Source organism: Filibacter tadaridae (assembly GCF_900609045.1).
Taxonomy (GTDB): Bacteria; Bacillota; Bacilli; order Bacillales_A; family Planococcaceae; genus Sporosarcina; species Sporosarcina tadaridae.
This window is the reverse complement of sequence record NZ_UXAV01000031.1, coordinates 78,142-92,858: the sequence shown is the minus strand read 5'-3', so window position 1 is coordinate 92,858 and position 14,717 is coordinate 78,142. Positions and strand designations below refer to the sequence as shown.

Genomic DNA, 14,717 nt, shown 5'->3' with positions numbered 1-14,717 from the left:
ACTTGATAATTCAGAACATTGTGAAAATGATAGGCGTCGGAATATGGAACTATGAAATGGAAACTGGCAAACTTGATTGCTCTGATGAAGTCTTTGACATATATGGAATAGAAAAGACTGAAAATGTTAATTATGAAGTTTTCACTTCCAGAGTCCATCCCGATGACCATACAAGTTTCGTCGTCGCTTATAGGTCCGCCGTCGAAAATGGGATTGGATTTCGGACTGCGTTTCATATTGTCCGGGATGATGGCTCTATACGATTGTTGGATCAATATACAGATCTAGTTTTTGATGAGGATCAAAAGATTCTCCGTGTAATTGGGACCACTTTTGACATTACGGAACAACAGAAGAGTCAACAAAATCCGGATGGAAAGCAAGGCAATTTGAAAGAAATAGCCCGTTTTTTGGAAGTAGGTATTTGGACAGTAGATACAGCTACCAATAAGGTGCTGTTTTGTTCCAAAGGAATGGAACCTATTTGCGGTTATTCATCAAGTGTATTTGAGATGAACATCATGTCATGGGGAGACATCGTTTTCCATGAGGATTTTCAGGACTATCGTGACAGACAAGAAATGTTGAAACGGGAAAAGTTGCCCCAGTCGGAATACCGTATTGTGCATAAGAATGGTGAAATTAGATGGGTGCGGGATGAATCGATTCCGACTTACGACGAAGCGGGAAAACTTATACGGTTAGACGGAATTATTACTGATATCACTGAACAAAAAAGTACTCAAAGTCAGTTGGATTATCTCGCGCGTCTTGCCTATCACGATGATTTGACAGAACTCCCTAATCGAAGGATGTTTAATGAAGAAGTCAATGCCTTGCTGGAAAAGTCCGCTCTATTCGACTCCAAATTTGCTGTGTTGTATTTAGATATGGATGGTTTCAAAAAAGTGAATGATACGCTGGGTCATCATACTGGAGATGAATTGTTAAAAGAATTTTCTTTGAGACTGAAACTATGCATTTCTTCACATGACTTTGTGGCACGGTTAGGCGGAGATGAATTTTCTGTGCTAATCCGTAATATGAAGGGTAGGGAACAGATTGAGGAAATAGCTTCGAAAATGATAGATTTATTGGGCGAACCTTACCTTATCGGGGAATCCGAACTGTTTGTTACAGTCAGTATTGGAATTGCAGTTTTCCCGATAGACGGTGAAAGCGCAGAAACATTATTGGAGAGGGCTGACTTGTCCCTTTATCGCATTAAAGAAAAGGGGAAGAATAATTATAAATTTTATAACCAATCCATGACTGAGGATGCATATAAGTCATACTCACTGGAACGTGATTTAAGAAAAGCGGTTGATAGAAATGAATTCGAAATGTACTATCAAGCTAAAATTAATGCAAAAACAAATGGTTTGGTGGGTGCGGAAGCGCTAATCCGGTGGAATCATCCAAATGGAAATAGGATATTTCCCGGCGATTTTATACCTTTAGCTGAAGAAAACGGAATGATTTTTGCAATCACCATCTGGACATTCCGTGCTGCTTGTGAGCAACTGAAAAGGTGGGAAAAAGGTGGTTTGACGACTGTCCCGATTTCTGTGAATATATCTCCGGAAATATTTGATAGGCAAGATTGGGTGGAAACCTTGCTACAAATCATGGATGAAACAAATGTTGACCCCGGTTTGTTGGAATTGGAAATAACGGAGGGGGTATTGATTCAAAATGATGAAACGTTCATCACTTCTATCGAAACGCTTAAACAGTCGGGTATCAAAATCTCTATTGATGATTTTGGGACTGGCTATTCATCCCTTCTATACTTAAAGAAGTTTAAAGTAGACACGATTAAAATAGATCAGTCTTTCACAAGGGAGTTACTAAACAATGACGTTTCACTGATTTTAAAAGCGATTATTCGTTTAGCGCATGAGTTGGACATGACAGTTATAGCGGAAGGAGTGGAAACAGCGGAGCAAGCGACCTATCTTCGACAAAACGAATGCGACCAGATACAAGGTTACTTGATCAGCAAGCCTATTCCTGTTGGAGAATTTGTTCAGCTTTTAGAGAACCCGGTTATACAAATTGCAAAAGGTAAATCCCGGCAGCCTGCCCAAAATAGGCGCAAGGGATTCCGGGTGGAAATGATTTTCCCACTCGGTTCGACAATGACGGTTATTCAGTATAAGGAAAAATCCGTGAGAGTGGGGGCAATTGAAGTTCTAGTGGAAAATATAGGACTAGGGGGATTACGGTTCATGTCCCATGTAGCTCTTCCTGTAGACGATGATATTCTTTTGGAATTCGGAACAACAATATTGGACGAAGCGTTAAAGTTGACGGGACACATCGTTTGGAAAGAAAACATCGGTGAATTTCATCAGTATGGTGTTCAATTTAAACTTAGCGAAAACGAGCAACCAGCACTCGTGAAATTATTGAACTCATTTGCTATTCAAGTGCGAAAAAACCCATACCTACCAAACTGCAACTTCGTAAAAGTAGAAAAAATGCGCTATTTGAAAGCCATTCGAAATGGCGTTGAAGTTTGAACTGGGGCTGGACAAGTTTACCCGCACGCCAGACGCCGAAAAGGAGCAAAACTACATTTTAATGTATTTTTGCTCCTTTTTAGTATTCTTTTTATGAAGATACACCGATATCCGTTCGATGTGATGTTTAGAATGGCAGCAAAAAGGGGTAGTCTAGTTGCGTAGGACTGAAGAAGCGACAGTAGCAGAGCATGATGAAATTTTAAAAATTACAAAATGAATTAAGGACCTTGTACACTATACGTTTTTGCTTGTATTGCAGCAGTATACCTAACTATAGCCAATAATTTATTTACAAAAACACAAGGAGCGTGAAATGATGTTGGAAAAAAGGCTTCAAGCAATTGAGGACGTAGAATCTAGAGATCATGTGATTGATGAATTTATGAATGAACTTAACGAGTTTATCGAAAAAATGCAATCCGAAGGTTTTTTGCAATCGGTCGATTTGGTGGTGCGTGATAGAGGACTACCTTCATCAACTCAGGTCAATCACGTAGACTTGTGAACAACGGAATTGTTCGAATGCTGCGCAGCAAAATAATTCAAAAGTTACAAGTGTATGAAGGAATTGTGCATGAAATCTACAAAAAAGTCTTCCATCCGTTTAATTTCGGGCAGGAGACTTTTTTTAAATTCATCGTTCCGAATTTAACCCCAAAAAACAAAACCACTCATTAAAATGTTCTATTTTCCCCCTCTCTTACCTACACTAAAACAATGACAACAAAAAGGGAGAGGTCATTCTGTTAATAGACGGAGTGTTTTCAGGCGGTGGTTTGAAAGGGTTCGCATTGGTTGGGGCTTACCAGGTACTAGAGGAGAAGGGCTATGAATTCCGACGTGTAGCGGGAACAAGCGCAGGTGCGATTCTTGCGTCCTTCATAGCAGCCGGCTATTCTGGTAAGGAAATCGAAAGGTTGCTAGATGAACAGGATTTCAATGAGCTACTTGATCCGCGCCGATTAATTATTCCTTTACCATCTATGAAGTGGATTCGTCTTTATTGGCAACTTGGTTTATATCAAGGTAAGGCATTGGAAAATTGGTTTTTGGAAAAGCTAGCAGCCAAAGGTGTCTACTCATTTTCTGATTTACCGCCAGGTTCTTTGAAGCTCATCGCCTCGGATCTGACGAACAGCAAAATGATTGTCTTGCCGGATGATTTGGAGAGTTACGGCATAGATGCGGATTCGTTTCCGATTGCTCGCGCTTTACGGATGAGTTGCGGCATTCCGTTTTTCTTTGAACCTCTTCGATTGCTAGCGAAATCAGGTGAAACAATCGTCGTGGACGGTGGCGTGTTAAGTAACTTTCCAATTTGGTTATTCGAAGATGGCGACGGGAAAAACGAACGCCCTGTGCTTGGTTTGAAACTCAGTGGCAGCAAAGAAGAAATGCCGGGACACAAAATAAAAAACGCTTTGGACCTTTTCCAAGCCCTCTTTTCGACCATGCAAAACGCACATGATGACAGGTATATTTCCCGAAAACACGAAAATAATATCGTTTTCATTCCAGTCGAAAATTATAGTGCGACTGATTTTGATTTGGATGAAGAAACGAAGAACGAGCTCATGGAAATAGGGCGTACGCGTACCGAACAGTTTTTGAAAATGTGGTGAATCTATTGAATGATTCACACGATAAAAGGTAAAAGCGCTTCCAACGTTACTACTAATTAGAAGCTATAAATGATGGATACCATTGAATGCCGCTTCGGCGCTTCGTGGATGCCTCCCGTGATAAGCCAGGCAGAAGATCACTGCCAGTCTTATCACTTCGGCTACCACTATGAAGGCGCCTTCGCTGTTTTTTTCAGGCACCCGGTGCCAGTTACTGGCACCAAATTCAACAAGTATCAACTACATTTATACGCAAAAAAAAGGCCCATAAAGGGCAATAATCCACTCTTTATACACAAATAACGAGAGAGCGTTGCCGAATTTCGTTTTCCAATAGACTGATAAAGTCAGGGCATAGCTTTAACTCTATTGCTTGTGCATAAGCCTCCATCAACAATTCATCAGACATCTTCTTCATTTGTTCTGTCACCTCCGATTTGATTGGTACATCTAGTTCTATTATGAAACCAGCACACATACACTGGTAAGATTCGTTGTTGTACCTTTAATCTATCAGATAAAGTATCGTGGAACAACCGTTCGTTTATCCACAGTAAATGGTGGATAACCTGTGCTTAACTTGTTTATATACTATATGACAGTAGGGTGGGTAGGCGGTACAGTGTGAGTAATGTTATCCACAAACGCGGATTTTGCGAAATTTGTCGAAACATTCTTTTAAGTATTCTATTTTTAAGACGATCTGTATGTCTCAAGGTCTGTAAAAACCGGAGGCGTGATATGCCATTTAACTTCATTCAGCAGAAAAATAATCGAATGAAATAAAGGTCAATACTTATACTACATAGCTTGAAATCAGGACTTTATTTAGTTAAATTTGTATAAAAATGATTCGATAGTCATTAAAACACGTGAGATTCAACCATTTGTATTATAAAGGGCATGAAGTTATGAGATTAAGTGTAAAAATATGAGGGGATTATCTAGTGTAATAAGGAAAGTGACAATACACCTAGAGAAGAAGGAACTACTACTTTTTTTTAGATTTTGGGTTTCTTTGACATGGGCATTTTAGGATGGTAATTATAAGAGAAGGGAATGGTGTACACCTTTTTATCCTAAAGTAGATTAATAAAGTCTATTGATAATAAAGTGCGGTGCCCGAGTTCCACTTGTATCCAGAATACGGAAGTACCTGTCTCTGAATGATGCTTGATGAAATTTTTCATCAGGTGTCATCTTGTACAGTTATTTTATAAATGTAACCAAATTCGAAGAAAAAGGGAGATGTATGGAATGTCAGGAATTATTCGCGTAACACCTGCGGAATTGGAAGCTATGTCCACAAGGTACAATCATGAATCAGGAGAAGTTGCATCACAAATCGGTCGTTTGGATGGCATGATTGGTGAATTACAATCTATGTGGGAAGGGGCTTCCAGTGCTGCATTTGCGGAGCAATATGAGCGTCTTAAACCACATTTCCACGATATGCAGCAACTTTTAAGTGAGGTTGGTCTTCAGTTGAACCGCGCTGGACAAGCAATGCAAGATGCAGACCAACAAATTGCGGGCCAAATCCGCGGCTAATTCCATTGAATAAGCAATTGACTTTAGAGGGGCGTCATTCTCTCCACAGAAGACGCCTCTTCTTTAATTGGAGTGATGGTTGTGTACATAGAAGTGACGGTGGATCTTACAAATTATGAGGGCACTGTTTTGGACCTAAGATTATCAGATCGCTATACAGTGAAGAAGCTATTGGATATCGCCTGGCAAACGACAACGATTTCAAGAAGTCCCCGTGAAGGACACTGGGTACGTGTCGTAAATAAAAACAAATTATTTCCTGGTCATTTAACGCTAACTGATTGTGGAGTCACAACAGGTGACCGGATTGAAATTATTTGAAGGAGTAATGATGATGCCGACTGAACCACATACCTATTTAAAAAACCTCATAAGTGGTGATATCAATGAAGAGGAAAAAAAGAGTACCTTCATTTTCCAAAAGGAAAGAATTGGACTGAAGAAAAGTGCTGAAGTCACCTTTTTAAAAGAAGTCAATCCCGAAATTGAAAAAGAAGTAATTTTAACTGAGGACGAATTAATCGTAACTGCGACTATACCTGAATCGTTCAAACGATTTGATGCAATTCATCTGGAGGATGCAAAGATAAAATGGATGTTTGCCCATCAGCTTGTCGAAAAAATCGATGCGCACCCGTACCCTCGATTGAACCTTATTGTCTGTCCGGAAAATATTGTGTATAGCAGAGGAATGACTTCCGCTTTCATCTATTATGGCGTGCTGGAAAGTTTGCCGCCTTTCGAAAACGATGATGAACGTGTCTGGTTGGAAACGAAGGCTGCTGTAGCAACAGCGGTGGATGGCTCATTTACGTACGATGAATTTATAAAATACCATAAGACACTTGAGTTAAAAGAAACCGGTGCAACAATCATGGGTATGTCCGATAGCCAGTCACTTCTCGACTACATAGAAGAACAACTTGAACAGCAAGAAGAAAGAGAGAAAACGTTTATAAAGCTACCCCAGAAAAAATGGAAAACAACAAAATGGTTAACTATCGGACTCGGCATCCTTTTTATTCCCGCACTTATATTTGCCATTTCAAATTTATTATACGATAAGCCGAAAAACGAAGCCTACCTTGATAGCCATGAAAGTTATTTGTTGCAAAATTATAGTGAGGTCGTAACAGTTTTAAGCCCTTATCGTGTCAAGCGAATGCCATACGTTGTGCTGTATGAACTGGCGCACGCCTCGGTCACGAATGAAAAGCTGGATGAGGAACAGAAAAAGAATGTATTGGCGAATATCACATTGCAAACGGACGAGGATTATTTGAAATACTGGATATATATTGGTCGGGCGGAAGCGGCTAAAGCAGTCGATTTGGCAAGAGCGATGGAAGATGGGGAACTACTTACTTACGGCTTGCTGAAAAAACGTGAAGAAATTCAAGCTGATCCGGAATTGACGGGTGAAGAGAAACAACAACTTATGGCTGAAATCGATACGGAAGTCGAAGCGTATGAAAAACTAATGGAACAAGAAGAGAAACAAAAGCTAGAAGAACAACAACGAGAGAAGGAACTTGAAGCGGAAAAAGAGCAGGAAGAACAAGAGAAACAGCAAGAACAGAAGGAGCGGCAAGAAGAGCAAAAGAACCAACAACAACTTGAGCAAAAGAAAGTGCAACAACAAAAAGCGGATAAAGAAAAGTCCGGCTCATGAACTGAAAATTGATTGAAAAAGAAGGTGTGCACGTTGTTACAGCTATGGGTGTTTTACGGGGAACATTATCAACGAATTGAATTTGACGAGAGCAATTTTACGGCATTATCAATCGGTTCGAAAATCGAGGATGACGTTACGATAGGTGCATACCCATTTACAAATGGACATTTCACTTTGGAAAGAGACGGAAACTGTTTTACCGTACAGGATGGTCATGGTCCTGTTCGGCAACTTTCCAACGGTGAATCCTTAGTCATTGAACAAAAAGAAACAAGTCTTCATCTATTTTTGACGAATGCTTTTCACGATGCAAGACACTATTTTCTCGACTATGAGCAGGAAGTGTCATTTGCTATAGAAAGTAAAGATGCGCTCGTGAATCGGGATGAGGCCCATTTCCATGAAGTCGAATCGGGCCATTTTGCACTTAACAAAACAGCACCTGGTTGGATGATTACTAAAAACTTCAGTTGTCCGCTCTATATCAATGGAGAAAAGTGTGTGAAGAACCAATACATACAAATTGGGGATGTCATACAGTGGGCATTCATGGAGATGAAACTGGTAGATCAGGATATTCTGGAACTCCGCACCGTAGATGATTACACTACAGAACTTCCCATAATTGAGACACGGAAATCGGAACTGTTTAACATGTATCCCGATTATCGACGTACACCCCGTATGAATTATGACTTGCCGGAAGAAAAAGTATCCTTATCATTTCCAAGCCAGGAAAGTGAAGATACAAACCGCGGTCTTTTGCTTATCATTGCTCCGCCGCTTGTCATGTTGATTGTTATGGGACTTGTTGCTTTTTTAATACCAAGAGGCATATTCATTATGATTTCGATTTCAATGTTTCTACTGACACTCGTCACCTCCACTATCCAATATGTGAAAGATAAAAAGCGTCGCAAATTAAACGAAGAAAAAAGACAACGAGTCTACAAAAACTATTTACAAAACATGCGAGAAGAACTTTACGAGCTTTCGAAAAAACAAAAAGAAGTGCTGGATTATCACTTTCCTACATTTGAGCAAATGAAATTCATGACGAAACAGCTGTCAGGGCGAATATGGGAAAGAACATTGGAAAGCCCAGACTTTCTGGAAGTTAGGTTGGGTACGGGGACAATTCCTGCAAGTTACGAAATTAAATTATCTTCAGGGGATCTTGCGAATCGAGAAATCGATGAATTGGTCGAACAGTCACAGAAAATGGAAACCGTATACAAAGAAATCCCCTCAGCACCGATTACCGCTAAATTAGCAGTCGGCATTTTAGGACTTGTCGGAAAGGAAACCATTATTAAGCGCGAACTCCATCAACTTATCGGACAACTGGCCTTTTTCCATAGTTACCATGATACGCGTTTCATTTATATTTTCCCGAATAATGAGTATGCGGATATTGAATGGATGAAGTGGTTGCCGCATTTTACCCTTCCTCATATGCATGCGAAAGGGTTCATACACAATGAACAAACGCGGGACCAATTGCTTTCTTCCCTGTATGAAATCATTCGTGAAAGAGATATCGATGAGATGAAAGGTAAAGTGAAATTCACGCCACATCTTTTATTTGTCGTATCCAACTACACACTGATTGCAGAGCATGTCATTCTCGAATATTTGGAAGGGAAGAATCACGAGGAGCTTGGTATTTCCGTTATATTCGCTGAATCAGCACAGGAACGGATGACTGAAAATGTTCATACGCTCGTCCGCTATGTGAATGAACGCGAAGGGGATATACTCATCAATGAAAAAAAGGCCGCTGATACAGCTTTTCAGCTTGATGTGCATAACCCGTTAACGGACGAACGATTTGCGCGGATGTTGAAAACACTCAATCACCAAGTCGGCATGACAAATTCAATACCGACTTCTGTAGGCTTCCTTGAACTGTTCGATGTGAAAGAAGTTGAAGAGTTATCCATTAAGCGTAAATGGCTGACGAATGAATCGGCGAAGTCGCTTGCCGTTCCAATCGGTTTTAAAGGGAAAGAGGAACGGATTGAACTTAATTTACATGAGAAGGCACATGGTCCCCATGGATTATTGGCTGGGACTACGGGTTCGGGGAAAAGTGAATTTCTACAGACGTACATTTTATCTCTTGCCGTTCATTTCCATCCACATGAAGTGGCATTTCTTTTAATCGACTACAAAGGGGGAGGGATGGCACAACCATTCCGCAATATACCCCATTTACTAGGTACAATTACGAATATTGAAGGCAGTAAGAACTTCAGTATGCGCGCACTCGCTTCTATTAAAAGTGAGTTGAAACGAAGACAACGTCTATTTGATCAATACATCGTGACACATATCGATGATTACACAACACTATATAAAGAAGGAAAGGCGGATGAACCACTACCGCATTTATTCCTTATATCGGATGAATTTGCAGAGTTGAAAAGTGAAGAACCTGAATTCATCCGTGAGCTGGTCAGTACGGCGCGAATCGGACGGAGCCTTGGTGTTCATCTCATTTTAGCGACACAAAAACCGGGCGGCATCATCGATGAACAAATTTGGAGTAATGCCCGTTTTCGTGTTGCGTTGAAAGTTCAAGATGCATCAGACAGTAAAGAAATTTTGAAAAATAGCGATGCCGCATCGATTACGATTACCGGTCGTGGCTATTTACAAGTCGGGAACAATGAAGTATACGAATTATTCCAGTCTGCGTGGAGTGGTGCGCCTTATTTGGAGGAAACGTTGGAAGGGGAAGACGAGGTAGCCATTGTAACAGATCTGGGCTTACATCCTCTTTCCGGCATCAAAACCAATGTGAAGAAGAAAACCAGCGGCGTATCCGAAATTGAAGCGGTGACCGCTCAAATATTCGCTACTCAAAAAGAGATGGGCATTCAAAAGTTGGCAAGTCCATGGCTACCTCCACTTCCTTTACGAATGGAAAAGCCTGATAGTGTTTTACTGAAACAACAGGGATGCTCGCTAGGCTTAGTAGATGAGCCTGAAAAACAAAGTCAAACCCCGATTTACTATTATCCGGAAAAAGACGGAAATTTAGGCGTTTTCGGCTCTCCGGGATACGGTAAATCGTATACAGTAACCACTGTATTACTTGGGCTGGCAGACAAACTGACCCCAAGAGAGGCGAACTTCTACATCCTGGACTACGGAAACGGATCGTTACTGCCGCTTCGCAGACTTCCGCATACCGCCGATTATTTGACCTTGGATGAAGAGCTGAAACGTGAAAAATTGGTTAAATTAATAAAAGAAAAGATTTCAGAAAGAAAAATTGCATTCCAACAAGCTGAGGTCAGCACTATTAGTATGTATAACAAACTGGCCAAAGAGCCATTACCCCTTCTTTATATTGTTGTGGATAACTTTGATATTATCCGTGAAGAGATGGAAGATCTTGAAATGCAGCTGATTCAATTCGGCCGCGATGGTCAGTCGTTAGGCATTTATCTGTTCATCACTGCCACGCGCGTGCAAGCGGTTAGACAATCACTGATGAATAGCTTGAAAACAAAAGTCGTTCACTTTTTAATGGATGCTACTGAATCATTTACGATTATCGGGCGTGTGCCATTCGACTTGGAGCCTTTCCCTGGAAGAGCGATTATCAAAAAAGAGGATGCATACTTTTCACAAGTATTCCTTCCAGCTTCCGGAACAGATGATTTTGAAGTACTGGAGACTATTAAAAAACATGTGCAGCTTACGGAGGAACAATTTAAAGGGGAAGACATTCCTGATTCAATTCCGATGTTGCCATTGGAATTGACATCCTTTAATTTCCCTTCATTTATTGAAGCAAATCAAAACAATGGTTCCGTACCACTGGGACTGGATGAAGAAACAGTTAAACCGGTTGTCATCGACTTTAAAAAGACGCATCATTGTCTACTAATCGGTCAACCCCAACGCGGTAAAACGAATATGTTGAAATGGATGCTACACACACTGCTTGAGCAAGAAACAGGATTCATCGCTATCTTCGATTCATTTGACCGTGGATTAGCCAGTTTTGCAGAAGAATCGAAGGTCGATTATTTAGAAACTAAGGAAACATTGACGGAATGGTTGACGCATGTGGAATCATTCTTTATGGAAACAGAAAACAAGTACCTGAAAAGTTTGCAACAAGGTAGCAAAGTGATTGAAATCACGCCTTCTTATTTCGTCATAGACGGTTACACGCGATTTTTACAAGTTGCCGACATCGGTATCCAGGATCGTTTATCGAAACTGATGAAAAAGTATTCCCATTTAGGATTTACAGTCATTGTTTCAGGAAATAACGCTGAAATCACGAAAGGCTACGATGCATTCACAAATGAACTTAAACTTGTTCGCCAGGCACTTCTCTTTATGAAGAAATCCGAGCAGACATTATATACAGTTGCATATGAACGAAAAGAAACGGAACTGCCAAAAGGATTCGCACACTATGTGTTGAATGGCAATGCTACGAAAATCCAAACCCCCTTTGCAGAATGAAAGGAAGAGTAGTAAATGAATTATAAATCAGTGAGAACGTTGAAAGTAATTGCAGGGATTGTATTGATAGTAGCAATACCCATTTTGTTCTTCCAACTTATGGGCGTTAGTATTCTAGATGTGAAGGAGTCGAACAAACGAGTTATCGCGATTGTCAATGAAGACCTTGGCGTTGCAAAAGATGAAGAGGCCATTGAAATGGGGAAAGAAGTCACGTCCATTTTAGCCAAGGATTCCCCCTACGAGTGGAAAGTGATGGGGCGAGGTGCTGCTGTCAATGGACTGAAGTCAAGTCAGTATGAGGCAATTGTCTATATCCCTTCCGACTTCTCGGAAAACATTATGTCTTATGATCAAGAGAATCCACAAAAAGCGAAATTCTCATATGACGTACAGCGCCAAAAAATCGGGTCAAAGAAAGAAAAGGTATTACACGAGATTGAAACAGCCACGGACCGGGTTAATGAAAAGATATCCACACTTTATTGGAGTTATGTGGCTCAGGAAATGAACCATATTAAAAAGGAATTTACAACTATTTTAGGAAAAGAAACAGCGTTCTTATCAACGATGTCTGCTTACTATGAGCCAGGAGCGGAAACGCTTGCCGTTGAGATGAACAAGCAAAAAATACAGATGGAAGATCTACTTTCCACGATGGGAAATGCGAACAATGCGCACGATAGGCGTATTGAAAACGCAGAGTCATTCGAAGTGCAAATGCATGAATTCATCACGTATGTGACGGAATATAAAAGCTTTCAAGAAAAGCAAAAAGAAGTATTGCAACAAATCCAGGATGATAGTCTTGCTAAAATTCATCTGGCAGCAACCAATCAAGTCAAACAATTTAACGAAACTGTTCAAAGTTTAGAGGATAGTAATCAGCAATTGAACAGTAAAATTAAAAATGTAAATGAAAAAATAGATGCGAATCAGCAACAGTTCGAAGCTCTATCCGACTTACGTCAAAACGAAGTCAACCGACAGATGAAAGACCTTCTTGTCGTACAAGGAACAGCAATTGATCGTTACAATGATACGGTTTTGAAAAACTTGGAAAAGGGAATCCGAGAAGGAAAAAGCGGAACGCCTGTAACAGGATCTGCAAATCCATCGGCTACTCAACAAAAGAGTCAGGCTATAAAAAAAGAGATGGATCAAAAAGCTGTTGCAAAAACGCAAGCGCAACTACCAGGGCTTGAACAAGAACAAACAAAAATAGACGAGATACTAGTCGCATTATCCGCGTTGAAAGACAACGTTACTGCAACAGATCCGCAGTCTCCTATTCTCCCGGAATTGGAACGAGTGTCTTCTGAATTAGCAAAAGTACCTTCTATCCTAACCGAAAAGGTGAATCTTTGGAGCGGAAAGAAAAAAGAAGACGCGGATGATTATTTAGCGGCGTCCACAAACTATGGAAGTTTGTTTGAAAACTATAATTCCTTATACAACGACTATGAGTCGGCCCGTCACCTATTAAATTCATACCCGGCAGATACTGCAAGAATCATGGCTGAAATTAATCAAAAAGAAGCTTCACTTCTTGCACACAAAAGTTTGTCTGCCGAACGAAAATCGAGATTGGAGAAATTATTTGCCTTAGGTGCAAAAAGTACAAATACAGAAGCATTGCTTTCCTATTATTCTACCCTCGAACAATTTAAGTACACACTCGACGAACAAGGTCAAGGTGTTCATAAAGACGAACTATTGAAAGATGAGATTTTGACTTCGTTACTGAAAAATGTAGTGGATATAAATGAGATTGAGCTTGATGGTTGGAATAGGGTAGGTGAAGGCATTCCGGAATCCCAACTAGGTATGACGAATTTAAGTACAACATTTGCTGCAATGATGTCCGGCTATAAAGAAACGGTACAAGAGCAACATTCTGCTTTGCTTACTGAGCTGAATTCAATTGATGAGCAAGCTAATGCAATCCTTACGCAAATTCAGACACCTTCCGTCATGATTCCTTCAGGAGAACCTGTTGCATCAACGAGTGGCGAGCAAGTCGCCGCGAGTCAGCAAAATACGACTAACCAACTTTTATCGTTAAGTGAAATGATGTCTTCGTTATCGAATCGTCAAGGGAGTCTCGTGGAATATGCAGGTGATCTACAAGCGAAAGCGAATGATTTAAATGAAACAACGACCGTATTTAGTGATAAATGGGGAACAAATGTAGACGAAATGGCTAAATTTGAGGATGATATTCAAGGTTTCCTTGCGAATACGTATGTGGATGGGCAAGAAAACGGTTATGTATTCAATCATTTCGTTAATCCTTTACAAGTGAAATCTGAGGCATCCGTCGCGGATGAAGTGAAAAAGGTACCGCCAGTCATCCTGTTCATTATATTACTCATTAGTAGTCTATTAATCGGCTTTTTCAGCCACCGGTTTAAAGAAGGGACAATTGGTCTCCGATTGGGAATGACAGGCATATTGTCGGTAATCGTGGGTCTTATTGTCAGTTTGTACAGCATCAATATGTATGTCTTGAATGATGAACGAGCAGTCGAATGGACACTATTCACGATTCTTCTGCTTTTGGCGGGTGCAGCGTTGATCCATACGGCGCTTGACTTTGGTCAGGTCCCGGGCTGGGGTGCAGGCATCGGTTTGATGTGCTTATACATTAGTCCACTTCTAGTGCTTGCCGTGCCGGAATTTGACGTACCTGATGTATTGTCAACAGTCTATATGTCCATCAAATATGAAGCAGAAACTAGCTTTTTATCTGGCGCGGCTATTGTAGGAGTTATTGCTGTCGCAATGTTGCTCGTTTCGTTCTTCATCAACAAATATAAACTAACCGAACCAACCGGGGCGGAGCAGTAA

The 14,717-nt window shown here is 40.6% G+C and carries 9 protein-coding genes; 8 read left to right on the top strand and 1 reads right to left on the bottom strand.

Annotated elements, in window-relative coordinates:
* Positions 1–56: 56 nt before the first annotated feature.
* The 3 genes from FILTAD_RS05645 (at position 57) to FILTAD_RS05635 (ending at position 4,150) form a co-directional block, all read left to right on the top strand.
* A complete protein-coding gene (locus tag FILTAD_RS05645) occupies positions 57–2,525 on the top strand; it encodes an EAL domain-containing protein (protein ID WP_160117570.1) in 2,469 nt (822 codons plus the stop codon).
* 316 nt (positions 2,526–2,841) lie between these two features.
* On the top strand, positions 2,842–3,033 hold the full coding sequence (locus FILTAD_RS05640; protein ID WP_148085384.1) for a hypothetical protein: 192 nt from the start codon (positions 2,842–2,844) through the stop codon (positions 3,031–3,033).
* A 238-nt stretch (positions 3,034–3,271) separates the two neighbouring features.
* On the top strand, positions 3,272–4,150 hold the full coding sequence (locus FILTAD_RS05635; protein WP_124069537.1) for a patatin-like phospholipase family protein: 879 nt from the start codon (positions 3,272–3,274) through the stop codon (positions 4,148–4,150).
* Between the two features lie 289 nt (positions 4,151–4,439).
* Here the strand turns inward: FILTAD_RS05635 and sda are convergent, their stop codons facing one another.
* Positions 4,440–4,568, bottom strand: a complete 129-nt coding sequence (gene sda, locus FILTAD_RS05630; RefSeq protein ID WP_124069536.1) for a sporulation histidine kinase inhibitor Sda — start codon at positions 4,566–4,568, stop codon at positions 4,440–4,442.
* 839 nt (positions 4,569–5,407) lie between these two features.
* Between sda and FILTAD_RS05625 the strand changes: the two genes are divergently transcribed.
* From FILTAD_RS05625 to esaA, 5 genes are all read left to right on the top strand, one after another.
* Positions 5,408–5,701: a WXG100 family type VII secretion target gene (locus FILTAD_RS05625; protein WP_124069535.1), complete on the top strand. Its 294-nt coding sequence runs from the start codon at positions 5,408–5,410 to the stop codon at positions 5,699–5,701.
* Positions 5,702–5,782: 81 nt separating this feature from the next.
* A complete protein-coding gene (gene yukD, locus FILTAD_RS05620) occupies positions 5,783–6,022 on the top strand; it encodes an ESX secretion system protein YukD (protein WP_124069534.1) in 240 nt (79 codons plus the stop codon).
* A complete protein-coding gene (essB, locus tag FILTAD_RS05615) occupies positions 6,000–7,373 on the top strand; it encodes a type VII secretion protein EssB (RefSeq protein WP_124069533.1) in 1,374 nt (457 codons plus the stop codon). Before yukD ends, essB begins: the two co-directional genes overlap by 23 nt.
* A gap of 33 nt (positions 7,374–7,406) precedes the next feature.
* A complete protein-coding gene (essC, locus tag FILTAD_RS05610) occupies positions 7,407–11,867 on the top strand; it encodes a type VII secretion protein EssC (RefSeq protein ID WP_124069532.1) in 4,461 nt (1,486 codons plus the stop codon).
* Positions 11,868–11,882: 15 nt separating this feature from the next.
* Positions 11,883–14,717, top strand: a complete 2,835-nt coding sequence (gene esaA, locus FILTAD_RS05605; protein ID WP_124069531.1) for a type VII secretion protein EsaA — start codon at positions 11,883–11,885, stop codon at positions 14,715–14,717.